At 71.7% G+C, this 25,512-nt stretch carries 28 protein-coding genes and 1 tRNA gene; 21 read left to right on the forward strand and 8 right to left on the reverse strand.

Annotated elements, in window-relative coordinates; translation table 11 throughout:
* Positions 1-15: 15 nt before the first annotated feature.
* The 9 genes from O7623_RS10855 (at position 16) to O7623_RS10895 (ending at position 5,909) form a co-directional block, all read left to right on the forward strand.
* Positions 16-312 (forward strand): hypothetical protein, encoded by a 297-nt coding sequence (locus tag O7623_RS10855; protein WP_282228487.1) that lies wholly within the window; start codon positions 16-18, stop codon positions 310-312.
* 112 nt (positions 313-424) lie between these two features.
* Positions 425-856, forward strand: a complete 432-nt coding sequence (locus O7623_RS10860) for a hypothetical protein (RefSeq protein ID WP_282228488.1) — start codon at positions 425-427, stop codon at positions 854-856.
* Complete coding sequence (locus tag O7623_RS10865; protein WP_282228489.1) at positions 853-1,152, forward strand: hypothetical protein; 300 nt, start codon at positions 853-855, stop codon at positions 1,150-1,152. The genes O7623_RS10860 and O7623_RS10865 overlap by 4 nt, the downstream gene beginning before the upstream one ends.
* Entirely contained in the window at positions 1,149-1,526 is a 378-nt protein-coding gene (locus tag O7623_RS10870; protein WP_282228490.1) for a hypothetical protein, read from the forward strand. The genes O7623_RS10865 and O7623_RS10870 overlap by 4 nt, the downstream gene beginning before the upstream one ends.
* A complete protein-coding gene (locus O7623_RS10875; RefSeq protein ID WP_282228491.1) occupies positions 1,523-2,386 on the forward strand; it encodes a DUF2637 domain-containing protein in 864 nt (287 codons plus the stop codon). The genes O7623_RS10870 and O7623_RS10875 overlap by 4 nt, the downstream gene beginning before the upstream one ends.
* On the forward strand, positions 2,383-2,649 hold the full coding sequence (locus tag O7623_RS10880; RefSeq protein WP_282228492.1) for a hypothetical protein: 267 nt from the start codon (positions 2,383-2,385) through the stop codon (positions 2,647-2,649). Before O7623_RS10875 ends, O7623_RS10880 begins: the two co-directional genes overlap by 4 nt.
* Complete coding sequence (locus O7623_RS10885) at positions 2,646-4,436, forward strand: replication initiator (protein ID WP_282228493.1); 1,791 nt, start codon at positions 2,646-2,648, stop codon at positions 4,434-4,436. The genes O7623_RS10880 and O7623_RS10885 overlap by 4 nt, the downstream gene beginning before the upstream one ends.
* A 31-nt stretch (positions 4,437-4,467) precedes the next feature.
* A complete protein-coding gene (locus O7623_RS10890; RefSeq protein ID WP_282228494.1) occupies positions 4,468-4,665 on the forward strand; it encodes a helix-turn-helix domain-containing protein in 198 nt (65 codons plus the stop codon).
* Complete coding sequence (locus tag O7623_RS10895; RefSeq protein WP_282228495.1) at positions 4,665-5,909, forward strand: site-specific integrase; 1,245 nt, start codon at positions 4,665-4,667, stop codon at positions 5,907-5,909. The genes O7623_RS10890 and O7623_RS10895 overlap by 1 nt, the downstream gene beginning before the upstream one ends.
* 78 nt (positions 5,910-5,987) lie before the next feature.
* Here O7623_RS10895 and O7623_RS10900 read toward each other — a convergent pair.
* From O7623_RS10900 to O7623_RS10915, 4 genes are all read right to left on the reverse strand, one after another.
* Positions 5,988-6,059, reverse strand: a tRNA-Val gene (locus O7623_RS10900).
* 201 nt (positions 6,060-6,260) lie between these two features.
* Positions 6,261-6,725, reverse strand: coding sequence for a peroxiredoxin (locus tag O7623_RS10905; protein ID WP_282228496.1), 465 nt, complete (start codon positions 6,723-6,725; stop codon positions 6,261-6,263).
* A 14-nt stretch (positions 6,726-6,739) separates the two neighbouring features.
* Positions 6,740-7,177 (reverse strand): DUF3052 domain-containing protein, encoded by a 438-nt coding sequence (locus O7623_RS10910; RefSeq protein ID WP_282228497.1) that lies wholly within the window; start codon positions 7,175-7,177, stop codon positions 6,740-6,742.
* A gap of 109 nt (positions 7,178-7,286) precedes the next feature.
* Positions 7,287-9,707 (reverse strand): transketolase C-terminal domain-containing protein, encoded by a 2,421-nt coding sequence (locus O7623_RS10915; RefSeq protein WP_282228498.1) that lies wholly within the window; start codon positions 9,705-9,707, stop codon positions 7,287-7,289.
* 275 nt (positions 9,708-9,982) lie between these two features.
* Here O7623_RS10915 and O7623_RS10920 point away from each other — a divergent pair, with 275 nt between their 5' ends.
* The 5 genes from O7623_RS10920 (at position 9,983) to aceE (ending at position 15,633) form a co-directional block, all read left to right on the forward strand.
* On the forward strand, positions 9,983-10,471 hold the full coding sequence (locus O7623_RS10920) for a helix-turn-helix domain-containing protein (RefSeq protein ID WP_282228499.1): 489 nt from the start codon (positions 9,983-9,985) through the stop codon (positions 10,469-10,471).
* The gene (locus O7623_RS10925; protein ID WP_282228500.1) at positions 10,464-11,375 is read left to right on the forward strand and encodes an ABC transporter ATP-binding protein; all 912 of its coding nucleotides are present in this window, start codon (positions 10,464-10,466) and stop codon (positions 11,373-11,375) included. Before O7623_RS10920 ends, O7623_RS10925 begins: the two co-directional genes overlap by 8 nt.
* Positions 11,362-12,159, forward strand: a complete 798-nt coding sequence (locus tag O7623_RS10930; protein WP_282228501.1) for an ABC transporter permease subunit — start codon at positions 11,362-11,364, stop codon at positions 12,157-12,159. The genes O7623_RS10925 and O7623_RS10930 overlap by 14 nt, the downstream gene beginning before the upstream one ends.
* A 134-nt stretch (positions 12,160-12,293) precedes the next feature.
* Positions 12,294-12,698 carry a YjbQ family protein gene (locus tag O7623_RS10935; RefSeq protein WP_282228502.1) on the forward strand — a complete coding sequence of 135 codons (405 nt, stop codon included), beginning with the start codon at positions 12,294-12,296 and terminating at the stop codon, positions 12,696-12,698.
* Between the two features lie 172 nt (positions 12,699-12,870).
* Positions 12,871-15,633 carry a pyruvate dehydrogenase (acetyl-transferring), homodimeric type gene (gene aceE / locus O7623_RS10940; RefSeq protein WP_348775139.1) on the forward strand — a complete coding sequence of 921 codons (2,763 nt, stop codon included), beginning with the start codon at positions 12,871-12,873 and terminating at the stop codon, positions 15,631-15,633.
* Positions 15,634-15,734: 101 nt separating this feature from the next.
* On the opposite strand, the gene O7623_RS10945 is transcribed toward aceE, so the two are convergent.
* Positions 15,735-16,187 carry an SRPBCC family protein gene (locus O7623_RS10945; RefSeq protein ID WP_282228503.1) on the reverse strand — a complete coding sequence of 151 codons (453 nt, stop codon included), beginning with the start codon at positions 16,185-16,187 and terminating at the stop codon, positions 15,735-15,737.
* A gap of 165 nt (positions 16,188-16,352) precedes the next feature.
* Here O7623_RS10945 and gltX point away from each other — a divergent pair, with 165 nt between their 5' ends.
* Positions 16,353-17,789, forward strand: coding sequence for a glutamate--tRNA ligase (gene gltX / locus O7623_RS10950; RefSeq protein WP_282228504.1), 1,437 nt, complete (start codon positions 16,353-16,355; stop codon positions 17,787-17,789).
* A gap of 28 nt (positions 17,790-17,817) precedes the next feature.
* On the opposite strand, the gene O7623_RS10955 is transcribed toward gltX, so the two are convergent.
* Positions 17,818-18,369 carry a copper resistance protein CopC gene (locus tag O7623_RS10955; protein ID WP_282228505.1) on the reverse strand — a complete coding sequence of 184 codons (552 nt, stop codon included), beginning with the start codon at positions 18,367-18,369 and terminating at the stop codon, positions 17,818-17,820.
* A 304-nt stretch (positions 18,370-18,673) separates the two neighbouring features.
* On the opposite strand from O7623_RS10955, the gene O7623_RS10960 reads away from it, so the two are divergent.
* Positions 18,674-19,321, forward strand: a complete 648-nt coding sequence (locus O7623_RS10960) for a hypothetical protein (RefSeq protein WP_282228506.1) — start codon at positions 18,674-18,676, stop codon at positions 19,319-19,321.
* Positions 19,322-19,373: 52 nt separating this feature from the next.
* On the opposite strand, the gene O7623_RS10965 is transcribed toward O7623_RS10960, so the two are convergent.
* Both O7623_RS10965 and O7623_RS10970 read right to left on the reverse strand, forming a co-directional pair.
* The gene (locus O7623_RS10965; protein WP_282228507.1) at positions 19,374-19,619 is read right to left on the reverse strand and encodes a hypothetical protein; all 246 of its coding nucleotides are present in this window, start codon (positions 19,617-19,619) and stop codon (positions 19,374-19,376) included.
* Positions 19,619-20,311 (reverse strand): phosphatase PAP2 family protein, encoded by a 693-nt coding sequence (locus tag O7623_RS10970; RefSeq protein WP_282228508.1) that lies wholly within the window; start codon positions 20,309-20,311, stop codon positions 19,619-19,621. The genes O7623_RS10965 and O7623_RS10970 overlap by 1 nt, the downstream gene beginning before the upstream one ends.
* 139 nt (positions 20,312-20,450) lie before the next feature.
* Here O7623_RS10970 and O7623_RS10975 point away from each other — a divergent pair, with 139 nt between their 5' ends.
* From O7623_RS10975 to fabF, 5 genes are all read left to right on the forward strand, one after another.
* The gene (locus tag O7623_RS10975) at positions 20,451-21,635 is read left to right on the forward strand and encodes a helix-turn-helix domain-containing protein (RefSeq protein ID WP_282229377.1); all 1,185 of its coding nucleotides are present in this window, start codon (positions 20,451-20,453) and stop codon (positions 21,633-21,635) included.
* A 134-nt stretch (positions 21,636-21,769) separates the two neighbouring features.
* A complete protein-coding gene (locus tag O7623_RS10980) occupies positions 21,770-22,975 on the forward strand; it encodes an acyltransferase domain-containing protein (protein WP_282228509.1) in 1,206 nt (401 codons plus the stop codon).
* 28 nt (positions 22,976-23,003) lie between these two features.
* Positions 23,004-23,948 carry a beta-ketoacyl-ACP synthase III gene (locus tag O7623_RS10985; protein ID WP_282228510.1) on the forward strand — a complete coding sequence of 315 codons (945 nt, stop codon included), beginning with the start codon at positions 23,004-23,006 and terminating at the stop codon, positions 23,946-23,948.
* An 86-nt stretch (positions 23,949-24,034) separates the two neighbouring features.
* Positions 24,035-24,274 carry an acyl carrier protein gene (locus O7623_RS10990; RefSeq protein ID WP_282228511.1) on the forward strand — a complete coding sequence of 80 codons (240 nt, stop codon included), beginning with the start codon at positions 24,035-24,037 and terminating at the stop codon, positions 24,272-24,274.
* Positions 24,271-25,497 carry a beta-ketoacyl-ACP synthase II gene (gene fabF / locus O7623_RS10995; protein WP_282228512.1) on the forward strand — a complete coding sequence of 409 codons (1,227 nt, stop codon included), beginning with the start codon at positions 24,271-24,273 and terminating at the stop codon, positions 25,495-25,497. Before O7623_RS10990 ends, fabF begins: the two co-directional genes overlap by 4 nt.
* Positions 25,498-25,512 lie beyond the last annotated feature (15 nt).

Below are 25,512 nucleotides of genomic sequence, written 5' to 3' on the forward strand. Positions count from 1 at the left end.
ACCGTCTTGGAGCACATGAACACTCAGGTCGTGGCGGTGTGGGCCGTCGGCCCCGATGCGCCCGGCACCCAGGTCTTCACGGCGGACGAGTACGCCGACTGGGCCGAAACCAACACTGTGGCCGACGCCTACCCCTGGCCAGCCCGATTCTTCGGTCCCACCGACGACGGGCGGCTCGTCGAACTGACCCACACCGCGACCGCCGACGACTTCAACGCCGACGGCTACGCCGTCGTCACCCACACCTGGGACTACCCCGATCCGAGCACCGTCCGGATCACCGGGCGTGCGCACCGCCACGGTCAAGCCTGACCCCGGTAGCGCTCGCTACGCGGAACGACCGGCAGGACCGGCCTCAAGCCCTGGAAAGCTGTCCGGTCCTGCCGGCCACCACCACACCCATCCATGGAAGGACGTGGCCGTCATGAAGGCTACCCACACTCCCCCCACGATCGCATCCGTCGAGCCGACCCCGGCTGACGTCCTGCGCGCCGCTGCCATCTACCTGGAGCGGTACGACTGGGCACAGGGCGAGTTCTTCGCCCGCCCCAACCCCGCCGGATCGGCGCTGTTCCAGCCTGCCTGCGCCGTCGGTGCCATCTGCGCCGCCGCGAGCGGCCGATCCATCGCCGCTCTGGGTGACATCCCGTCCGGTCCGGACGGCTACCTCATCAACCGGGCGCTACACGTACTGGCCAGCTACCTCGACGGCAGCGATGTCGAGTCCGGTGCCGCTGACCTGATCGCCGACTGGAACGACGAACAGGGCCGCACCCTCGTCGACGTCATCCTCGCCCTCACCGACGCCGCCCGCGACTGGGACCGCCACTACCCGCGTGGCGGTGAGAGCTCGTGAACACCGTCGAGACCCCGTTGACGCCTGCCGTGCCACGGCAGAAGCGTCGGGGCGTCGTCGAGAACGACGAGTTCGCCGCCTTCGCCCGCCGGATCATCCGCGCTCACGGCCGCCGTGTCGCGAACGGAGACGTCGAGGCACTCCGTGACCTCACCGCGCTCGCCTCGGTGCTGGACGACACCATCGGGCAGGCCGTCACCGGCCTGCGTGCCTTCGGCTACTCCTGGGCCGAGATCGGCGCGCGGCTCGGCATCTCCCGCCAGGCCGCCCAGCAACGCTGGGGAGGCGACCGGTGAACGCTCGCCTCGACCCCCGGCTCACCACCGCCGGACTCACCATCACCGTTCCGACACTCATCGAACTGTGGGCAGCGCACACCCCGGCCGACAACCCCGCACCGGCCACCTGCCCGGCCTGCGGCCACACCTACGCCCCGGACGCGCCGCTGTGCCCCACCGCCGCCACCGTGCGGCCCTTGCTGCGCCGTCGCCGCAACGAGGTCGCACCCGCCGCCTTCGGGCGGCTGACCGTCAACCAGCACGAGGACCTGTTCGGTAAACGGCTGTCCACCCAGGTCCCCGCCTCCCGCGACCACCAGCCGGACAAGCCCGGCTACATCAGCGCACCGCTGTTTCCCATCGCCAGCGCGCCGACCGGAGGTGCCCGATGACGTCGACAGACTCCAACACCATCACTGAGCAGTTCGCCGCCGAGTACGCCCGCAACGCGGTCCCGGCGATGCTCAAGGCCATCAACTCCATCAAGCGGTACAACCGGTTCGTTCTCCTCGGCGCACTGCTGACCAGCTACCTGCACCAGGCCCACTACCTGTGGACCCAGGGTGCCAGCTACTTCGCCTACCTGGTACCGCTGATCTTCGACGCCGCGATGGTGTCGATGCTCACCGTCGTGCGTACCTCCGGCATCGCCAAGGACGCCAAACGCGGAGCCCTGATCGTCTTCGCCGCCGCCGCTCTGCTGTCGGCAACCATCAACTTCGCCTCACCCGGCAGCCTCGGCCTACGCCTCGTCTTCGCCCTGGTCGTCGTCCTCGTCATCGGCGTCGAACTCGTCGCCGGACGCATCCGCCCAGACTTCGCCGCCATCGAGGCCGAAGCCGCCGCCCTGCTCAACGCCGCCAACAACCTCAAGGCCAAAGCCGAACCCGAACCCGGCCCGGCGGCACCCCCGGCACCTGCGCCGGACACCGAACACCCGCCGACACCGACGCCGGTCGCCGAACCCGTATCGGCACCCATCCCCGCTGTCACCCTCCCGCCGACCCTGGCGATGACGGCCGCCGACCCGGCCACCCCGGTCGACGCGACACCGTCGATCCCTCAGCACCTGGTCCCCACGGCGCGCTTCGCCGCCGCCCAACACCTACAGGCCACCGGCCACCGGATCAGCCCTGACGGACTGGCCGCCCGACTCAACATCAGCCCTGCCGTCGCCGGCGCGCTGCTGACCGTCGTCGACCCCGACACTCCGGCCGTCAACGGCCACCACCTGACGGGGGACCGCCGATGAGCATTCACCTCGTCGACGTCGTCCAGGTCCTGCACACCTGCCCGGCCGACCCGCAACCCCACCCGTACGACATCCGCCGCACCCTCGTGCACGTCACTCCTGGCGGACCCTGCCGCGCACCGGTCACCATCCGCTGCGGCAACACCACCACCACGATCGACTGCGGACGGCACCGCCCCGCCGCCCACCAGTGCGGCGCATGCCGCACCACCGTGGTCGAACGAACCATCACCCACCGCACCCCACAGCAGGGACAGCGGTGACGGTTTCGACGCTGGACGCCGCACCCCGAGCCACCACGGCCCGGGGTGCGGTCTCGAACGCCGAACCCAGCACCCCCGCCGCCTGGTACACCGCACCCGCACACGCCTTCCACCGCGCCACCCAACCCGACTACTTCACCTGGCTCGACCACATCCGCCCCGCCGCCGGCTGCACCCGACCCATCCGCCTGGCCGGCACCCTCACCACCGTCGACCGCACCACCGGCCGCATCCTCGACCACACCCCCACCGGCGACCTACCCGACGCCGTCATCTACAAAGCCTGCGGCAACCGCCGCGCCACCGTCTGCCCCTCCTGCGCCACCACCTACCAGCAAGACGCCTACCAGCTCCTCCGCGCCGGCCTCACCGGCGGCAAAGGCATCCCCGACACGGTGGCCACCCACCCGGCCGTGTTCGTCACCCTCACCGCCCCATCGTTCGGCACCGTCCACACCCGCGCCGTCCGCCGCCACACCTGCACCAACCGACGCCGCTGCGACTGCCGCCCCGACCCCTGCCGCCCCCGCCGCGACACCCCCACCTGCCCCCACGGCCGCCCCGCCGTCTGCTGGGCACGCCACGAACCCACCGACGCCAACCTCGGCCGGCCGCTGTGCCTCGACTGCTACGACCACGACCACCACGTGGTGTGGAACCTCTACGCCGGTGAACTCTGGCGACGCACCAAACAAGCCGCTGAACGCCACCTCGCCGCCCTCGCCCGACGCCGCGGCATCCCACCCGTCGAGGTCGCCACCAGCACCGGCAAGACCCGCACCGTCCCCCCGGTACGGATCTCCCACGGCAAAGCCGCCGAGTTCCAGACACGCGGAGCCGTCCACTTCCACGCCCTCATCCGCCTCGACGGCGTCCACCCCGACGACCCGACAGCCGTCGCCCCACCGCCGCCCGGCTTCACCACCACCGATCTCGACCACGCGCTACGCCACGCCGCCACCCAGGTCGCCTACACCACCCCCACCCACCCCGACCAACCCGCCGGCTGGTCGATTGTCTGGGGCGAACAACTCGACATCCGCCCCATCAACCTCCCCACCAGCGGCGACGTGACTGACCAGATGGCCGCCGGCTACCTTGCCAAGTACGCCACCAAGAGCACCGAGGCCACCGGGCACCGGTCCACCCGTCTCGACGCCGACACCGTCGGCACCTACGCCGACCCCGACGGGGACCACACTGCCCGCCTCATCGACGCCTGCTGGCGACTCGGCCGGCCCACCGCCACCCCCGCACCACTGACTGACCGGCCACGCGCCGACCACCCCACACCCGGCTTCCGTGCCCGCTGGCAGTGCCCCGACTGCGGCACCCACACCCGTTACCCGGCCTGCCCCACCTGCACCGCCCGCCGTCAATCCGACCTTGACGGCGAACCGGGCGACAGTCGACCCGCCAACCCGTACGCCCGGCTACGCCGCTGGGCACACATGCTCGGCTTCGGCGGCCACTTCCTCACCAAGGCCCGCCGCTACTCCGTCACCTTCCGGCACCTGCGCGACAGCCGCGCCACCTACCGCCGCGAACACGACACCCACCACACCGGCCACCCCGCAGACGTAGTCCAGGCCGCCGACCACACCGACGCCGACACCACGCTCGTCATCGGCGCACTCACCTTCGCCGGAGCCGGCTGGCACAGCAGCGGAGACGCCCTGCTCGCCAACACCGCCGCCGCCCTCGCCCGCGAACGACAACGCACCGCCCGCGAAGAACTCGCCCACGAACTCTGGTCCACGACCCGGCCCACCCCCGCCGCCGCGTGACCACCCCGCCAACCGCAGAGAAAGGAACACGTTGGAACCCACCCCCGCTACCCGGCCCCGTGTCCTGCGCGTCGAGGAAGCCGCGCGTGAACTCGGCATCGGCCGGTCACTGGTCTACGACCTGATCCGTTCCGGCCGGCTGCGGTCGTTCAAGGTCGGAAGCCGCCGACTGATCCCGGCTGCCGCCATCGACGAAGCAATCGACCGACTCTCCCAGGAGGCAGCCTGATGGTCAGCGACAATCCCCGCCGCCGCTCCGGCGGCCCCGGCCGCAACCCCAACGGTGAAGGCTCGATCTACCAACGGGCCAGCGATGGCCGGTGGGTCGGTCAGGCATACGTGCTGACCACCGACGGCACTCGCAGACGCAAAGCCGTCTACGGCGCGACCTGGCAGGAAGCACACGACAAACTGACCGCACTCAAGGCTCAGTCTCGGCAGGGCATCCCCATCCCGGACCGGGCGTGGAAGCTCGCCGACTACCTGCCGTACTGGCTCGCCGGGTACGTCGCCGACCTCAAGCCGACCACCGCCCGAGGCTACGAGAGCGCCATCCGGCTCCACCTAATCCCCGCGCTCGGCACCAAGCGGGTCGATGGGCTCCAGGTGCAACACGTGCGCACGTTCCTCGACGAGTTCCGCCGCAAGTGCCTCTGCTGCACGGCCGGGACCGACAAGAACCGGCCGGCTGATCGGCAGTGCTGCTCTGCCGGTCGCTGCTGCGCGCACTACCCGAGCGCGCGTCAGATTCAGTTCGTGCACGCCGTGCTGCGAAACGCGCTGCAGCACGCGATGCGGGAAGAACTCGTTTCCCGCAACGTCGCCAAGCTGGTCCGCGTCCCGTCGCCGCGATACAAGGTCGGCAAGGGACTGCCGGTGGAACAGGCGCGGACGTTGCTCGCCGCCGCAGAAGGGCACCGGTTGTACGCGCTGTACGTCGTCGCCGCCACGATGGGACTACGACGCGGGGAACTGCTCGGACTCCGCTGGTCGGATCTCGACCTCGACAACGGCACGGTCAGCATCGCGCAGACTGTCCAGCGGGCCGGCGGCAAACTGCATCTGCAGGACACCAAGACGGAGGATTCGGAAAGCGTGCTGCCACTGCCGGACTGGACCTGGATGGTGCTGCTCGACCACCAGAAGGATCAGCAACGGGAGCGGGATCGGCTCGCCGAGGTCTGGGAGGATCACGACCTGGTCTTCCCATCCGAGCGGGGAACCCCGATGGAGCCGCGCAACCTGAACCGGCACTTCGCCGCGCTGCGGGACAAGGCGGGGCTACTCGATGTCCGGCTGCACGACTTCCGACACACGGTCGTTTCGCTGCTGATGGAGTTGGGCGTACCGCCGCACGTCGTCCAGGCCATCGCCCGGCACGCGGACGTAAAGATCACGCTGAAGATCTACGCGCATGCGAACCTCGACGTGATGCGCCAGGCGCTCGGCAAGCTCGACGGGCGGCTGTCGTGAACGCGGTTGCTGTCACCGTTGCTGTCAGCGGGCCGGCTGGCTGGCCCTCGACGACGCTCCGTCGCTGGTCGGGATGGGTGGGCGCGGCAGGTTTCGAACCTGCGACCCCTCGCTTGTAAGGCGAGTGCTCTTCCACTGAGCTACGCGCCCGGGCATGGCGGACGTACCGCCCCGGCGGCGGCTAGCTTACCCTGCCACGGTCGCCGGCCCGGCGGCCCCGTCCCATGCTGCGGAACGCGGCGTACCGGACCGGCCGGCACGAACAGCGGGAGCTACCCGGCAGGGACAGCGGGACCTGCCGGACGGTGGCTGGTCCCGCTGCGTACCGCCGGGGTCCGCCGGTCCGGGTGGTCAGTCGGACAGCTCGGCGATGGCCTTGCGCCAGACTGCCTGATCGCGGGCCTGGCCGGGGCCGTTCATCTCGGCGAACCGGACCACGCCGGCCTTGTCGATGAGGAAGGTGCCACGGTTGGCGATCCCGGCGGCGTCGTTGAACACCCCGTACGCCTGGGCGACGGCACCGTGCGGCCAGAAGTCGGCGAGCAGGGGGAACTGGAACCCTTCCTGCTCGGCCCAGATCTTGTGGGTGTAGACCGAGTCGACGCTGACCGTCAACGTCTGCACGTCGTCGTTGACGTACGCCTCGAGGTTGTCCCGGACCTCCTGCAGCTCGCCCTGGCAGGTGCCGGTGAACGCGAGCGGGTAGAAGATCAGCAGGACCGCCTGCCGACCTCGGAAGTCGGCCAGCCGGACCTCCTGGTTGTTCTGGTCCTTGAGAGTGAACTCCGGTGCCTGCGTACCGACCTCGACTGCCATGTCCGCTCCTTCGCTCACTTCTTCGCCTTGGCCCCACGGCGCAGGACCAGCCGGGCGGCGCTCCAGTCCTTGCCGGCGTTGACCATGGAAGTCTGCTGGAGTCCGGCGCTGGGCGCGGACTCGTTGATGTCGCTCGGTTCGACGTGGCCGTCGCGCCCGGCCTTGGGCGTCAGCAGCCACACCACGCCGTTGTCGGCCAGCGGGCCGAGGGAGTCGACGAGCAGTTCGAACAGGTCCCCGTCCCCGTCGCGGTACCACAGCAGCACCGCGTCGACGACCTCGTCGGTGTCCTCGTCGACCAACTCGCCGCAGCGGTCGGCCAGGGCGTCGCGGAGATCCTGGTCGACGTCGTCGTCGTAGCCGATCTCCATGACCACCATGCCCGGCTCGATGCCGAACCGGTCCGCCAGGCTCCGTACGCCGTCGGCGGCCTGACCAGCGGTCGCGCTCACTGTTGCTTGCCTCCTCGTCTTGAGCTGCCGGTATCCATCAGACACCGATAGCGGGTAGTTCACACAGTTGTGCCGGCCGGCGCAAGTGGCGCACCGAGTTCACCGGAATTTACCGCGCCAGCAGCGCTCGGGCACCCTGGGTGATGGCATCTTCGCTGACCAGCACCTGATGGGCGGCGGGGCCCAGCGGGATGAGCGAGTCGAGCGCGGCGATGCGGGCGGCGGCACCCACGTACCCGGCTTCGACGAGCGCGGCGAGCACCCCTTCGCCGACTCCGCCGGAGCGGCGGGTCTCGTCGACGATGAGCACCCGGCCGGTGGCGGTGGCCTCCCGCGCGATGTCGGCGACCGGCAGCGGGGCCAGCCAGCGCAGGTCGACGACGCGGCAGCCGATCCCCTCGGCGGCCAACCGGGCGGCGACCCGCAGCGACATCCGTACGCCGTTGCCGAAGGTGATCACGGTCAGGTCCTCGGCGCTGCCGATCGGGTAGCTGCGGGCCCGTCCGATCGGAACGTGTCCGGTGCCCCACTCGCCGGGCGGCGGGTAGGGTGCGAGCCACTGCCCGTCGTCGGCGGCGTACAGGTCGCGGGTGGCGTACCCGGCGACGGGTTCGACGAAGACGCAGACGCTGCCGTCGACGGCGGCGCTGGCCAGGCAGGACCGCAGCAGTCCGGCGGCGTCGGCGGCCCGGGCGGGTACCGCCAGCACGATCCCGGGGATGTCGCGCAGCACCGCGAGGGAGTTGTCGTTGTGCCGGTGTCCGCCCAGTGCGTCCTGGTACGCCAGGCCGGGCACCCGCAGCACGAGTGGGTTGCGGTAGCCGCCCCGGGAGAGGAACTGCAAGGTGGCGGCTTCGCCGCGCAGCTGGTCCTCGCCGCCGTGCAGGTAGGTCAGGTACGGCAGCTCGACCACCGGCAGCTGCCCGGCCAGGCCGGCGCCGAGCGCGTGGCCGAGGACGGTGGTGGCGTCGCCGGTGGTGTCGAACACCCGGTTGCCGCCGAAGCGCTCCCGTAGCCCGGCGGTGACGCCGTACCGGCCGCCCTTGGCCGCCACGTCGGCGCCGAGAATGATCATCCCGGGGTAGGCGAGCAGCCCGTCGGCGAGGGTCGCGTTGATCGTCTCGGCGAGGGTCATCGGGCCGCGTTCCTCGGGCAGCCGGGTGCCCAGGACGTTGGCGCGGGCGGTGGCGGCGGCGCCGGCCGCGCGGGCGCCGGTGTCGGTGACCACCCGGGCGACCCGGATCGGCCGACGCGGCGCGGTGGTGGCGACGACCTGGGCGGCGGTGGCGAGTTTCGGCTCGCCGATGACCTCCTCGGCGACCTTGCGGACCTGCCAGCCGACCTCGTCGTACCGGGAGATGATCTCGTCCGGGGTGGCCAGGCCGGCCGCGACGAGCAGCCGCGCGGTGCCGACCAGCGGGTCGCGGTCGACGTCGCGGTCGATCTCCTCGGCGCTGCGGTACGCCGATTCGGCGTCGGTGCCGGCATGCCCCATCAGCCGTACGGTGGACAGGTGCAGCAGCGCCGGCCGGCGCTGCTCGCGGACCCAGGCGGCGGCCTGCGTCGCGATGTCGTAGGTCTGGGCGAGGTCGCAGCCGTCGGCGGCGAAGTAGTGCAGTCCGGGTCGGGAGCGCAGCGTCGCGGCGACCCAGCCCTCGGGCGACCGTACGCTGACGCCGAGCCCGTTGTCCTCGCAGACGAACAACACCGGGGCCTTCTGTCCGGTGTGGTCGGCGTGGCCGGCGGCGGTGAAGGCGGCGGTGGCGGCGGCGTGGTTGACCGCGGCGTCGCCGAAGCTGCAGACCACGATCGCGTCGTCCGGCCAGGGCAGCCGTGGTTCGAGGTACGGGCGGCTGGCCGCGGCCGAGCGGGCCAGCCCGGGTTGGCGTTGGCGCACCGTCGGGACCAGCCGGCGCATCCGTTCGATGGCGAGCGCCAGGCCGACCGACCGGGGCAGGTGCGCGGCGACGGTGCCCGAGGTGGGGACGACGGCGATCCCGGTGTTGCCGAAGACCGTGGCCCGGCCGCCGGTGATCGGGTCGGCGGCGGAGGCGACCGCGCCGCGCAGTACGTCGCGGGCGGCGTCGGAGACGGGGTCGGTCTCCGCCTCGGCGGCCCCGGCGTCAGCGTCAGCGTCGGCGTCGGCGTCGGGTCCGGCCATGCCGGGGGCGTGTCCGACGGGCAGCGCGGCCCGGGCGACCCGGGCGCAGTAGAAGCCGCCGGACCGGTAGTGCAGCAACGCGGGGTCGGTGACCCGGACGGCCGCGGCCACTGCCGCGTTTCCTTCGTGTCCGGACGATCCGAGGGTGTCGAAGCCTTCGCCGAAGCTGCGCAGCCAGCGCTTGGCCAGGTCGAGGTGGCGGCTGGTGAGTTGGGCGTCGAACAGGGCGAGCGCGGTCTGGCCGGTGAGGACGGTGTCGTCGCGGACCGGTTCCTGGGGGGCGCGGCGGTCGGTCGGGCCGGTCATCTGGGCGACCGCGGTGCGGAACCGCTCGTCGAGGTCCTGCGGGGTGGTCACGTCGGACAGCATTACCGACGCTCGCCAGGGACGGCCACCGGGCGGCGGGCGGGCCGCGGGGCCGGGTCGGGGCAGGCGGCAGCGCCGCTGGTGGCCGGGGAGGTCATGGTCGCGATGCTACGCGGCGTCGCGGCGAACGGCAGGACAGCCGCGCCGCCGGGTGCGGCTGGACGAGGGGGACGGCCGTTGCGGCAGCGGTATATCATCGAGTTCAGTACGTTCTGAACGTTCGCAACGCGACGAAATCAAGATCGATCCGCGAAGCAAGATCGACAGCGAGGAGTGCCATGGTTGCCGACCTGCCCGTCGAACGGCGCTACGCCGAACACGCCGGGGTGGTCCTCGGTGGGATGGGCCTGCCGCCGGCCGCCGGCAAGATCCTCGGCTGGCTGCTGATCTGCGATCCCCCGAGTCAGACCAGCAGCGACCTGGCCGCCGCCCTCGATCTGTCCAAGGGCTCGGTCAGCACCAACATCCGACTGCTGGAGCAGGGCGGCCTCATCCTGCGGGTGCCCGTTCCCGGCCGGCGCGGGGTGGCGTACCAGGTCGAACCGGCCGGCCTCGCCAAGCCGGACATCGCCAAGTTCCGGATCTTCCGGGAACTGCTCGACCAGGGAGTGGAACTGGCCGGCGGTCCGCAGGCGCGCACCAGCGAACGGCTCGTCTACCTGCGTGACTTCTACGCGTTCATCGAGCGCGAGATGCCGTTGATCGTCCGACGCTTCGAAGCGGAGCGTCGAAGCAACCAAGCCAAGGAGGCGAGGTCCGATGGCTGACCCGGCCATCCGTACCGAACGACTCGTCAAGACCTACGGCCGCAACCGCGGCCTGACCGGCCTCGACCTTCAGGTCGAGACCGCCGAGGTGTACGGCTTCCTCGGCCCGAACGGGGCCGGCAAGTCCACCACCATCCGACTACTGCTGGACCTGATCCGGCCGACCAGCGGCACCGTACGGGTGCTCGGGCTCGACCCGCGCACCGACGGCGTGGCCCTGCGGCGGAGGATCGGCTACCTGGCCGGCGACTTCGTCGTCGACGGCCGGCAGACCGGTCACGAACTGCTCACCTACCTGGGCAACCTGCGCGGCGGCGTACCCCGGGCCCGGATCACCGAGCTGGCCGAGCGGCTCGACCTCGACCTCAGTCGACGGATCAAGGGCCTGTCCAAGGGCAACCGGCAGAAGGTCGGCGTCGTGCAGGCGTTCATGCACTCCCCGGAACTGCTCATCCTCGACGAGCCGACCAGCGGGCTGGATCCGTTCCTGCAGCAGGAGTTCGTCACGATGGTCCGGGAGGCGAAGGCCGCCGGGCAGACCGTCTTCATGTCCTCGCACGTGATGAGCGAGGTCCAGCAGACCGCCGACCGGGTCGGCATCATCCGCGACGGACAGCTGGTCGCCGTCGACGGGGTCGAGCAGCTGCGCGACCGCGCGGTCCGGCAGATCGAGATCGTCTTCGACGCCCCGGTGCCCGCCACCGAGTTCGAGGCGGTGCCGGGCGTCAGCGACCTCACGGTCAGCGGCCACCGGCTGCGGTGCCGGCTGGACGGGCGGGCCGATCCGCTGATCAAGGCGGCGAGTCGGCACACCGTGATCAGCCTGCTAGCCGAGGAGCCCGACCTGGAGGAGCTGTTCTTCACCTACTACCGGCGGGAGGAGGCCGACCGTGCTGCTGTCTGACCCGTTCACCAAGGCCCTACGTGACACCAGGCGGTCGATGCTGACCTGGGCGGTGGCGATCGCCGCGGTCGGCGCGATGTACGCCTCGTTCTGGCCGACGATGCAGACCCCGGAGATGGCCGAGGCGATGGCGGCCTACCCGGAGGGAATGCTGGAGGCGTTCAACTTCAACGACGTCACCAGCCCGGCCGGCTACCTCGGCAGCGCCGTGTTCGGCCTGCTGATCCCGCTGCTCGTCGCCGTCCTCGGCATCACCGCCGGTGCCCGGACGATCGCCGGCGACGAGGAGGCCGGCTCGCTGGATCTGCTGCTGGCCCACCCCGTCGGGCGGGCCCGCGCCGCGCTGCAACGCTTCGCGGCGGTGGTGGTGTGGCTGGCGTCGACCGGCGCGTTGCTCTGGCTGGCGCTGGTCGCCATCCGCGGCCCCGCCGGGTTCACCGCTGTCGGGATCGGCGCGTTGGCCGCGATGAGCCTGCACCTGGTGCTGTTCGGGACGGCGTTCGCTGCCCTGGCGTACGGCGTGGGCGCGGCGACCGGCAGCCGGGCGGCGGCGCTCGGCGTCGGTGCCGTGGTAGCCGTGCTCGGCTACCTGGCCAACGCCGTACTGCCTCAGGTCGACGGGCTGGCCTGGGCCCGGCACCTGTCCCCGTTCCGGTGGTATCTCGCCGGTGATCCGCTGGTCAACGGCGTGCAGGTCGGCGGCGTACTGCTGCTGGTCGGCTTCGGCGTCGTCGGCGTCGCCGCCGGCACCTGGCGCTTCACCCGACGCGACATCGCGGTCTGAGCAGGTCCGCCGGTGGGTGGCTGCGGCGGTCGCCGCAGCCGCCCACCGCTCGGCCGCCCACCGCTCGGCCACCCACCGCTCGGCCGCCCACCGCTCGGCCGCCCACCGCAGGACGACCTGGCAGACTGGCCGGCATGGACTCCGAGGTCATCTCGATCCGCACCGGCTCCCGGCCGGTCGTGCGGGACATCACCACGCAGGCGCAGCGGTTCGTCGCCGGTCGCGGCGACGGGTTGCTGCACGTGTTCGTGCCGCACGCCACCGCCGGCGTCGCGATCATCGAGACCGGGGCCGGGTCCGACGACGACCTGCTCACCGCGCTGGACGCCCTGCTGCCCACCGACGACCGGTGGCGGCACCGGCACGGCTCGCCGGGCCACGGGCGCGACCACGTGCTGCCGGCGTTCGTCGCGCCGTACGCGAGCCTGCCGGTCCTCGGCGGCCAGCTCGCCCTCGGCACCTGGCAGTCGATCTGCCTGGTCGACCCGAACGGCGACAACGCCGAGCGCTCGGTGCGGTTGTCCTTCCTCGCCGGCTGACCGGGCCGCCAACCCGGCCGGCGGCGACGCGTGGCGGTACGGTTGACGTGAAGTTACCGCCTGGTACCTGTGTCCCAGATCGCCTCTATGGCGACCACGCGTGACGCAACCGCCCCCCAGGGGGCAGGATGGTCGGTAGAGACCTATCCCACACACAACTGAGGGAACGCCTGTGGCCACGGAACGCAAGCGCCCGGTGATCAGCGACGGCCTGCCGAGCCAGCTTCCGGACATCGACCCTGAGGAAACCAGCGAATGGGTCGAGTCACTCGACGGAGTGATCGACGAACGCGGCGCCAAACGCGCCCGGTACGTCATGCTGCGCCTGCTCGAACGGGCTCGGGAGCGCCAGGTCGGGGTGCCGCCACTGACCACCACCGACTACATCAACACGATCCCGCCGGAGCGGGAACCCTGGTTCCCCGGCGACGAGATGATCGAGCGGCGGATCCGTGCGTACATCCGGTGGAACGCCGCCGTGCTCGTGCACCGCGCGCAGCGGCCGGAGATCGGCGTCGGCGGCCACATCTCGACGTACGCCAGCGCCGCGTCGCTGTACGAGGTGGGCATGAACCACTTCTTCCGCGGCAAGAACCACCCCGGCGGCGGTGACCACATCTTCTTCCAGGGCCACGCCTCCCCCGGCATGTACGCCCGCGCCTTCGTCGAGGGCCGGCTGTCGGAGCAGCGCCTGGACGGTTTCCGGCAGGAGCTGTCGCACGCCGGGGCCGGCGGCGGGCTGCCGTCGTACCCGCACCCGCGGCTGATGCCGGACTTCTGGGAGTTCCCCACCGTCTCGATGGGTCTCGGCGCGATCAACGCCATCTACCAGGCCCGGTTCAACCGCTACCTGCAGCACCGGGGCATCAAGGACACCTCCGACCAGCACGTCTGGGCGTTCCTCGGGGACGGCGAGATGGACGAGCCGGAGTCGCTGGGCGCCATCGGCCTGGCCGCCCGCGAGGAGCTCGACAACCTCACCTTCGTCATCAACTGCAACCTGCAGCGGCTGGACGGCCCGGTACGCGGCAACGGCAAGGTCATGCAGGAGCTGGAGTCCTTCTTCCGGGGCGCCGGCTGGAACGTGATCAAGGTCGTCTGGGGCCGGGAGTGGGACCCGCTGCTCGCCGCCGACACCGACGGCGCGCTGGTCAACCTGATGAACACCACCCCGGACGGCGACTACCAGACCTACAAGGCCGAGTCCGGGGCGTACGTGCGGGAGCACTTCTTCGGCCGCGACCCGCGCACCCGCAAGATGGTCGAGCACCTGTCCGACGACGAGATCTGGAACCTCAAGCGCGGCGGGCACGACTACCGCAAGCTGTACGCGGCGTACAAGGCGGCCACCGAGCACACCGGCCAGCCGACGGTGATCCTGGCCAAGACGATCAAGGGGTGGACGCTCGGGCAGCACTTCGAGGGTCGCAACGCCACGCACCAGATGAAGAAGCTGACCCTGGACGACCTGAAGACCTTCCGGGACCGGCTCTACCTGGACGTACCGGACGAGCAGCTGGAAGCCAACCCCTACCTGCCGCCGTACCTGCGCCCGGCCGACGACTCCCCGGAGATGACCTACCTGCAGGAGCGCCGCAAGGCACTCGGCGGGTACGTGCCGACCCGCCGGACCGTCGCCCGACCGCTGCCGATCCCGTCGAGTGAGCGCTTCGGCGACGTCAAGCGCGGCTCCGGCAAGCAGAAGGTCGCCACCACGATGGCCTTCGTCCGGCTGCTCAAGGACATCATGAAGGACCGCGAGTTCGGCAAGCGGTGGGTGCCGATCATCCCGGACGAGGCCCGCACCTTCGGCATGGACTCGCTGTTCCCGACGCAGAAGATCTACTCGCCGCACGGGCAGAAGTACACCGCGGTGGACCGGGAGCTGTTCCTGTCGTACAAGGAGTCCACCGCCGGGCAGATCCTGCACGAGGGGATCAACGAGGCCGGTTCGGTGGCGTCGTTCACCGCCGCCGGCACGTCGTACGCCACCCACGACGAGCCGATGATCCCGCTGTACATCTTCTACTCGATGTTCGGCTTCCAACGCACCGGCGACGCGTTCTGGGCGGCGGCCGACCAGATGGCCCGCGGCTTCGTGCTGGGTGCCACCGCCGGGCGGACCACGCTCAACGGCGAGGGACTGCAGCACGAGGACGGTCACTCCCAGTTGCTCGCCGCGACCAACCCGGCGGTGGTGGCCTACGACCCGGCGTTCGCCTTCGAGATCGCGCACATCGTGGAGAACGGCCTGCACCGGATGTACGGCGAGTCGCCGGAGAACATCTTCTACTACCTGACGGTGTACAACGAGCCGATCCTGCAGCCGGCCCAGCCCGACGGGCTCGACGTCGAGGGCCTGCTCAAGGGGCTCTACCGGTACTCGCCGGCACCGCAGGTGAGTCGGGCCGACGGTGGCGAGGCGCCCCGGGCGACGATCCTCGCCTCCGGCACCGGCATGCAGTGGGCGCTCAAGGCGCAGCAGTTGCTCGCCGAGGACTGGGGGGTTGCCGCCGAGGTGTGGTCGGTGACCTCCTGGACCGAGCTGCGTCGGGACGCGGTGGCCTGCGAGGAGCACAACCTGCTCAACCTGGGCGGTGAGGCGCGGGTGCCGTACGTGCGCACCGCGCTGGCCGACGCGCCGCCGTCGGTGGTCGCGGTCAGCGACTGGATGCGGGCGGTGCCGGACCTGATCGCCCGCTGGATCCCGGGCGACTACACCTCGCTGGGCACCGACGGGTTCGGTCTGTCCGACACCCGGCACGCGTTGCGGCGGCACTTCCACGTCGACGCCGAGTCGGTGGCCGTGGCGACGCTGCGGCAGTTGGCGTTGCGCGGCGAGGTGCCGGCCGAGGTGCCGGCGGGGGCCGCCAAGAAGTACGCGATCGACGACGTCAACGCCGCTCCGGTCGGGGAGACCGGCGGCGACTCCTGACCGGTTTCCCGTATCCGACAGTAGGGCCCCGGCGGATCACCGCCGGGGCCCTACTGTCGGTCGACGCAGGCCGGTAGGGCGGCCACGATCGTCCGGGCCGGTCAGCAGACGTCGGCGGAGTGCCGGGCGGCGGCCAGATCCGACAGCCGTCCCAGGGAGGTCTCCAGGTCCGCGCCGACCCGGTGTTTGCCGAGCCGCAGCAGGGTCGCGCTGACCTGGCCGGCCGGCCACCGTACGACGGTCAGCCGGACGGCCGTGCCGTCGCCTTCCGGGGTGAGCTCGACCTGCACCTCGGTGCGGGCCTCGGCGCGGATCCCCGGGCCGGCGGCGCGTTCCCGCCAGGCGATCAGCTTCGGCGGCTGGAACTCGATGACCTCGGCCTCCGCTGCTGCGCCGTCGGCGGTGTGCACCCGCATCCGGCGGGTGTCGGTCCCGATCACCTCGGCCTGGCGGACCCCGGCGAGCCAGTCGGGCAGCAGCGCGGCCTGTCCCACCACCTCCCAGACGGTGTCGATCGGTGCCTCCACCCGCCCACTGCGTTCGATGAGGATCATCTGCCCTGCCTGTCTGCCTGCTCGTCGGGACAGGCGCAGCGTAAATCACATTAACCGCAAAAGGTGCAGACTTCGTGGTTCAGGTAGATGCGGACAACACCGCGAAGCCGACAGCCCGGGCCCCTGACCACCGGTCGGCCACCCGCCGGCCGTAGGCTGGAGGACGTGACGGTACGCGTACGCTTCGCCCCCTCCCCCACCGGTATGTTCCACGTCGGCGGGGCCCGCTCCGCGCTGCAGAACTGGATCTACGCCAAGCAGCACGGTGGTGTGTTCGTGCTCCGGGTGGAGGACACCGACGCGGCACGCAACCGCCCGGAGTGGATCGACGGCATCCTCACCGCGCTGGACTGGATCGGCATCCAGCGGGGCTCCTACGAGGGCCCGTACTTCCAGTCCGCCAACGCCGAAGAGCAGCGGGCCGCCGCCGAGCGACTGCACCAGTCCGGTCGGGCGTACTACTGCGACTGCGCCCGGGCCGACGTGCAGGCCCGCACCGGCAGCGAACACCGGGGGTACGACGGTTTCTGCCGCGACCGTAACCTCACCGCCGGTGCCGGCCGGGCGCTGCGCTTCCGTACGCCGGACACCGGGGCCACCACGGTGATCGACCTGGTCCGGGGCGAACCGACCTTCGACAACAAGTTGATCGAGGATTTCGTCATCGCCCGGGCCGACGGGTCACCGGTGTTCCTGCTGGCCAACGTGGTCGACGACATCACCCAGGGGATCACCCACGTGATCCGCGCCGAGGAGCACCTGCCCAACACGCCGAAGCAGCAACTGCTCTGGGAGGCGCTCGGCGTCAAGCCGCCGATCTGGGCGCACGTGCCGGTGGTGGTCAACGAGAAGCGGCAGAAGCTGTCCAAGCGCCGCGACAAGGTGGCGTTGGAGGCGTACCGGGACGAGGGCTACCTGGCCGACGCGATGCGCAACTACCTGATGCTGCTCGGCTGGGCGCCCAGCAACGACCGGGAGATCGTCGCATGGTCGGTGATCGAGCAGGAGTTCCGACTGGAGGCGGTCAACCCGTCGCCGGCCTTCTTCGACGAGAAGAAGCTGCGGGCCTTCAACGGCGAGTACATCCGGGCGCTGTCGGTCGACGAGTTCATCGCGGCCTGCCAGCCCTGGCTGACCGGGACGCCGCCGGAGCCCGGGACGCCGGCGGGCACCGGTATCCCGGTGCCCCCGTGGCGCCCGGCGGACTACGACCCCGCCACGTTCGCGGCGGTCGCGCCGCTGGCCCAGACCCGGATCGCGGTGCTCAGCGAGATCGTCGCCAACGTGGACTTCCTCTTCCTCGACGCGCCGGCAGTCGACGACGCCGCGTGGGCGAAGGCGATGAAGGAAGGTGCCGCCGACCTGCTGGACGCGGCGATCATCGCCTTCGATGCCCTGCCGCAGTGGTCGGCCGAGCCGCTGAAGGCGGCGCTGGAGCAGGTCGGTGCCGCGCGCGGCCTCAAACTCGGCAAGGCCCAGGCACCGGTACGGGTGGCCGTGACCGGTCGGTCGGTCGGGTTGCCGCTGTTCGAGTCGTTGGAGGTCCTCGGTCGGGACCGGACGCTGCGCCGCCTTCGCGACGCCCGCGCGACGCTCGGCTGACCCGCGTCCGGACCCGGCTGACCCGGGGTCAGTTGCTGTGGCGGCGGACGAAGAACGCCCCGGCCCCTGCGGCGGCCAGGACCACCAGCCCACCGACCAGCCACGGCCACCAAGGGGTGCTCTCCGTGGAGCTGGTGGCCTGCGGCGTCGCCGGTGCGGCGGACGACTCGGTCGTGGCCGGCGGCGACGGGGCGTCGGTCGGGCTCGGCTGCGCACTCGGTGTCGGGGCGGCCGTCGGCTCGACACCGACCGTCACGGTGAACGCGAGCGTCCCCTTGACCCAGTGCCCATCGGTCGACAACACGTTGTAGTTCACTGTGTACTCACCGGCAGGACCGGGCTGGAACGCCACGCTCACGGCCGAGCCGTCCACGACAGGTGCACCGGTCGACGCCGCAGCACCGTCCGGGCCGGTCACGCTCAGTTCGGTCTGCTCCTGGTTGAGTCGTGCCAGGAAGGTCAGCTCGACCGTCTCCGGGGCCTGCGCCAGCTCGGCCCCATCAGCCGGGTTGCTCCCGGTCAGCACGTTGTGCGCGTACGCCGCCGACCCTCCGAACAGCACACTCAGCAGCCCAACCACCACCGCGAGCAAAACCGCTGGTACGCGTACCACCCTGTCCCCCACATGTTGCGTTCGCCGGATACCATCTGACGCCAGATACGTGCTGGGCCGCCGTTCGGTCGACCTCCCTAGTTGGTCGGCCACCGGCCCGCGATGGTTCCCGAAAAATCCGTCCGGTAGGTGCAACCGTCCAGGGTCGCGCGGAGTCTCTCACAGTGAGGGTCCATGGCCCCGCACACACCGTCGGATTGCGCCGGGCCGCCATCGGGTAGTGAGCACGTCGACGACGTACATGACCTCCGCGGGGGCGAGGGAGTTGACCATGAGACAGCGGGCCATCGGCCGACTCGTCGCGGCCACTGCGCTGCTCCTGGCGTTCGGTGCGGCCACGCTGACGGCTGGCCGGGCCCAGGCGGCACCACCAGCTCCAACGAGCGTCACCGTCGAAGGTGACGACCTGCCGGAGCCGTTGACCGTGACCGCCGAGGCCGACAGTGAACTGTTCACCGCGATGCTGGGGCAGGTCAACTGGCTCACCGGGCCGGGCCAGACCAGTTCGCCGGAGCCGGCCGCGCTCGGCCCGAAGTATCTGGTCGTGGTGCTGATCGACGACGATCCCAGTCGCAGCTACGAGCTGTACCCGCTGGCTGAGGGCGGCCCTCGGGCGTTCCGGCCGGCGGAGCAGCCCGACGGCAGCAAGACCACGGCCGCCTGGTTCTTCGGCCGGCTGACGATGTCGGAGACGCTGCGGGCGGCCGGCGCCCCACTGCCGGCCCGCCCGGACAGCATCAGCGGCGGCATCGGCGGCGGCGAACGAGTGATCCCGCAGGACGCGCTCAATCCGGGCGAGGACCTGGACAAGATGTTCGCCGAGCTGCGGCACGTGCTGCTGCTCAACGGGGCGGTGGTGGTCAGCATCACCCTCGGGCTGGCCGCGATCGCGCTACTGGTGCGGCGCCGGACCCGCTGAGCGGTCATCACACCGCGACCCGACTACCGGCCCGGTGGCGCCCCCGACCCGGTCAACACCAGCGGTGCGGGGGACGTTCGCGGCGGGCGCTGCGTTGGCGTGGTCGCACCCCGAGGTGCCGGTGGGCGCCGGCCCATCCGCGCTGGTCGGCACAGCACCCCGAGGTCGGGTATGGCCGGGGCACCTCGGCATGCTCCTCGCCCGGGCCGGCGAAGGACCGCCCGGCCACGGGCTGATCGTGCTCCGCCTGCTGATCATGACCGGTACCGTTGCTCTGCCCCGCCTCCACGTGCGCCATCACGATCTCCTCACCTCGCACGGGCCGTCCCGAGACGACACCTTGCCAGGTGTGGTCACCGGCGGTGCCGGCGGACCCGGTGGTCCGGGCGCCCAGCGTGCGACCAGTGACACGAGCAGCACGGCGAGCAGGCAGCCGCCGATCACGTCGACCGGCCAGTGGGCCAGCAGCAGCAACCTCGTCGCCCCGATGAAGCCGGCGCCCAGGCAGACCAGCGTCACGACCAGCAGCCGGCCCCGACGACTGACGCTGGGCCAGGCCAGCAGCAGCACGGCCACCGCGACGGCGGCGGCGTTCGTCGTGTGGCCGCTGGGAAAGCCGTTGGCGGCCACGGTGATGAATCCGTCCACCGGTCGCGGCCGGTGCAGCAGCCACTGCCCGGTGAACCAGCCGGCCGGAACGACGGCGGTGACCACCCCGCAGAACCAGGCCCGGGGGCGCTCCCGCCGGAGGGCGAAGACCACGGTCGCGGCCACGCCCGCCGCGACGAACGACACCGTGGCGGCCAGGTCGGTGGCGTACCGCAGCACCGTCACCAGGGCCGGACGGTCCGCCGCGTACCCACGCAGCCGCTCGCTCAGCGGCCCGTCGACCTGGGCGACGATCGCCGGCTCCACGATCAACAGCAGGGTCAGCACCGCCAGGACCAGCCCGGCGGACAGCGGCACCGCGATGGGGGGACGGGCGATCATCCGCCCATGGTGGCACGGCTGCTGTCCCGGCGCAGGCGGAGCGTGACAGGCTGGCAGCGTGGGCAGCAGGAACAACGACCGGGCCGATGCGTCGCCGGCCGGCACGTCCGGTAGCGGTGACGGTCGGCTCACCGCCACGGTGCGTCGGATCGAGCGGTCCGCCGGCGCGCTCGCCACCGCCAGCGTGGCCCGGATGGACGAGGCGCTGCCCTGGTTCCGGGAACTCCCGGCCGACCAGCGGTCCTGGGTGATGGTGATCGCCCAGGCGGGCGTACGGTCGCTGGTCGACTGGCTCCGCGACGGCGGCGGGGCCTCCGGCAGCCCTCAGGCGGTCTCCGACGAAGTGTTCGCCACGGCCCCCCGGGCGCTCGCCCGGTCGATCAGCCTGCAGCACACGGTGGCCCTGATCAAGGTCACCATCGACGTCGTCGAGGCACAGGTGCCGCATCTGGCGGCCGCCGGCGAGGAGTCGTTGCTGCGGGAGGCCGTCCTGCGGTTCTCCCGGGAGATCGCGTTCGCCGCGGCCCGGGTGTACGCGCGGGCGGCGGAGTCCCGGGGCGCGTGGGACGCCCGGTTGCAGGCGCTGCTGGTGGACGCGTTGCTGCGGGGCGACTCGTCGGACGTCCTGGCGAGCCGGGCCGCCGCACTGGGCTGGACCGACGCGACCCCGGTGTCGGTCGTCGTCGGCCGGTCGCCCGGTGGCGAGGTGGCCGCGGTGTTGCAGATCGTCTACCGGGCGGCCCGGCGCCTCGGGGTGGAGACGATCGGCGGGGTGCACAACGACCGGCTCGTGGTGGTCCTGGGCGGCGCGGCGGACTCGTTGGCGGCGACCCGCAACCTGCTGGACGCCTTCGGTACCGGCCCGGTGGTGGTCGGTCCGATGGTGGCGAGCCTGGACGAGGCGACCGAGTCGGCCCGGGCGGCACTGGCCGGCTACCGGGCGGCACCGGCCTGGCCGGGGGCGCCCCGCCCGGTCGCGGCGACCGATCTGCTGCCCGAACGGGCCCTGGCCGGTGACCCGGAGGCGCGCCGCCGGCTGCGCCGGGACGTGTACGCCGAGTTGGTGCGCGCCGGCGGTGAGCTGCTGGACACGCTGGACGCGTACTTCGCCGCCGGTGCGGTGCTGGAGGCGGCCGCCCGGGCGTTGTTCGTGCATCCGAACACCGTGCGGTACCGGTTGCGCCGCATCGGTGAGATCACCGGGCTGTCGCCTTTCGCCGCACGCGACGCGTACGCGCTGCAGATGGCGTTGGCGATCGGTCGGCTCGACCCGCCACCGCCGGTACGCACCGTCCGCCGACCGGCAGGCCCGAGCATCGACTGAACGGCCCTAACCGACAAACCGGGCCGAATCATCGCCACCGGGCCGCTCGTTGTAGGGTTCCTCCAACAGCGGTAGTGCGGATTGGTACCTCACCGCACCCAGTTGAACCGTGGGTATCAGGGAGAGTCATAGCCGTGCTCGCCGTACTCTCACCTGGCCAAGGGGCCCAGAAGCCTGGCTTCCTGACCCCTTGGCTCGACCTGCCCGGTGCCGAGGCCCGCCTTCGATGGTGGTCCGCGCTCGCCGGTGTCGATCTGGTCCACCTCGGCACGGCCGCCGACGCCGACGAGATCAAGGACACCGCCCGGACCCAGCCGTTGCTCGTCGCCGCCGCACTGCTCGCCGCCGAGCATCTGCCCGGTGGCTCCCCCACCGGCCCCCGCCCTGGCGGGCTCTACGACGTCGCCGTCGTCGCCGGGCACAGCGTCGGCGAACTCGCCGCCGCGTCGCTGGCCGGCGCGCTGCCGGCCGAGTCGGCGATCACCCTGGCCGCTGTCCGGGGCCGGGAGATGGCCGCCGCCTGCGCGCTCGAGGCCACCGGCATGGCCGCCGTCCTCGGTGGCGACCGTGACGAGGTGCTCGCCGCCATCGACAGTCACGGGTTGCACGCGGCCAACCACAACGGCGCCGGCCAGATCGTCGCCGCTGGCGCCAGCGGCCAGTTGGAGAAGTTCGCCGCCGAGCCACCGGCCCGGGCCCGGGTCGCGGTGCTGCAGGTGGCGGGCGCGTTCCACACCCCGTACATGGCCACCGCCGAGGAGGCGTTGGCCTCGGTCGCCGCCGGCATCATCCCGGCCGACCCCAACCGCATCCTGTTGTCCAACCTCGACGGCACCGCCGTCGACCACGGACGGGAGCTGCTGCAGCGCCTCGTCCGCCAGGTGACCGCGCCGGTGCGCTGGGACCTGTGCATGCGTACGCTGGCCGAGCTCGGCGTGACCGGGGTCCTGGAGCTCCCGCCGGCGGGGACCCTGGCCGGTCTGGTCAAGCGGGAGTTCAAGGAGCGCGGCGCGCCGGAGATCGTCACCCTGCGTACCCCCGACGACCTGCCCGCCGCCCGCGACCTGATCGCCCGGCACGGCGTCGCGCCCCGACACGAGCCCACCCGGCAGTTCCGCGTCGTGGTCTCGGCCAGTGCCGGCACCTTCGAGCCGGCCGCCGGGCTGGCCGAGGGTGACCTGCTCACCGCCGGCCAGGTCATCGGACACGTCACCACCCGGCAGGGTCCGGTCGAGGTCGCCGCGCACGACGCCGGTGTCCTCACCGAATGGCTCGCCCACCACGACGACCCGGTCGCGCCCGGCCAGCCGTTGGCCCGGATCAGCGGGTCTCCACTGTGATCGCGCACCGCGACGGGAAGGCACCATCATGACCGGATCACGGATCGTAGCCCTCGGGCACTACCAGCCGTCCCGGGTGGTGACCAACGACGAACTTGCCCAACTGGTCGACACCAACGACGCCTGGATCCGCGACCGGGTCGGGATCGTCACCCGACGCATCGCCGACTCGGAGACCGTCTCCGACATGGCGGCCGCGGCGGCGGACAAGGCGCTGGCCAACGCCGGCCTCACCCCCGACGACATCGACCTGGTGGTGGTGGCCACCTGCACGGCCATCGACCGCAGCCCCAACGTGGCCTGCCGGGTCGCCGCCCGGCTGGGCATCCACGCCCCCGGTGCCTACGACATCAACACCGCCTGCTCCGGGTTCAGCTACGCACTCGGCACGGTCGACCATGCGGTACGGGCCGGCGCGGCTCGCAACGCCATCGTCATCGGCGCGGAGAAGCTCTCCGACTTCACCAACTGGACCGACCGTTCCACCTGCATCATCTTCGGCGACGGCGCCGGTGCCGCGGTGGTCACCGCCACCAGCGGCAGCGAGCCCAGTGGAATCGGCCCGGTGGTCTGGGGCTCGGCCCCGGACAAGAGCGACGCGGTCCGGATCGAAGGCTGGCGGCCCTACGTCGAGCAGGAAGGCCAGTCGGTGTTCCGCTGGGCGACCACGGCGCTGGCGCCACTGGCCCTGCAGGCCTGCGAGCGGGCCGGCGTGGACCCGGGCGACATCGCCGCCTTCGTCCCGCACCAGGCCAACGCCCGGATCATCGACGGCATCGCCAAGCGGCTCGGCATGCCCAACGCGATCGTCGCCAAGGACATCGTCGAGTCCGGCAACACCTCGGCGGCCAGCGTACCGCTGGCCTTGTCCAAACTGGTCGAACGGCGGGAGATCCCGTCGGGCGCCCCGGTGCTGCTGTTCGGCTTCGGCGGCGGCCTCACCTACGCCGGGCAGGTTGTCCGCTGTCCCTGAGCGCCAACCGCACCCGTGCGGTACGGCGTCGCCCGCCGATCGGGCGCACGCCAGTGTCAACCCATCCGAGAGGAAAGCAGAAACCCATGACCCGTGACGAGATCACCGCAGGCCTCGCCGAGATCCTCGAAGAGGTCGCCGGAGTCAACCCGGACGACGTGGCCGGCGACAAGTCTTTCACCGACGACCTGGACGTCGACTCCCTGTCCATGGTCGAGGTCGTGGTGGCCGCCGAGGAGAAGTTCGGCGTGAAGATCCCGGACAACGAGGTGCAGAACCTCAAGACCGTGGGCGACGCCGTCGCCTACATCGAAGCGCAGGCGTGACGATGGTCGACGTCGTCGTCACCGGACTCGGCGCGACGACCCCGCTCGGCGGGGACGTCGCGTCGACCTGGGATGCCATGCTCAACGGCAAGTCCGGAGTCGGCCCGCTCACCCACGAGTGGGCCGCGCAGCTACCGGTCCGGATCGCCGCCGAACTGGCGGTGGATCCCGCCGAACGGCTGGACCGGGTCAAACTGCGCCGACTCGACCGCTCCGAGGCGATCGCGCTGATCGCCGCCGGTGAGGCGTGGGCGGACGCTGGGCTGGCCGACGCCGACGTCGACCGGGAACGCCTCGGCGTCACCGTCGGCTCCGGGATCGGCGGCGCGCTCACCCTGCTGGCCCAGGACGACATCCTGGAAGCCTCCGGGCCGCGCCGCGTCTCGCCGCACACCGTACCGATGCTGATGCCCAACGGCCCGGCGGCCTGGGTCGGGCTGGAGCTCGGCGCCCAGGCCGGGGTGCACTCGGTGGCCAGTGCCTGCGCCACCGGTGCCGAGGCCATCGCGTTGGGGCTGGACATGATCCGCGCCGGTCGCGCCGACATCGTGGTGGCCGGCGGCACCGAGGCGGTCGTGCACGGCCTGCCGATCGCCGGCTTCGCCGCGATGCGGGCGATGTCCACCCGCAACGACGACCCGCAGCGGGCGTCCCGGCCGTGGGACCGCGCCCGCGACGGGTTCGTTCTCGGCGAAGGCGCCGGCATCCTGGTGCTGGAGCGCGCCGAACACGCCGCCGCGCGCGGTGCCCGCGTCTACGCCCGGCTGGCCGGGGCCGGGATCACCTCCGACGGGTACGACATGGTGCAGCCGCACCCTGAAGGGCTGGGTGCGGCGCGGGCGATCCGGCTGGCGCTGGCCGACGCCGGCGTCTCCGGCACCGACATCGCGCACGTCAACGCGCACGCGACCTCGACCCCGGCCGGTGACCTGGCCGAGTTGGTGGCCCTGCGGTCGGCCGTCGGTGACCACCCGGTGCTGACCGCCACCAAGTCGATGTCGGGTCACCTGCTCGGGGCGGCCGGCGCGTTGGAGTCGATCGCCACGATCCTGACGATCCGCGACAGCGTGGTACCGCCGACGGTCAACCTGGACGACCCCGACGAGCAGCTCGACCTCGACGTGGCCGCGCACAAGGCCCGGCCGCTGGACGTACCCGCCGCGCTGAACAACTCGTTCGGCTTCGGTGGCCACAACGTGGCGCTCGTCTTCACCCGGCCCTGACCGATCCCTGGTCGG

Source organism: Solwaraspora sp. WMMD791 (assembly GCF_029581195.1).
GTDB lineage: Bacteria > Actinomycetota > Actinomycetes > Mycobacteriales > Micromonosporaceae > Micromonospora_E.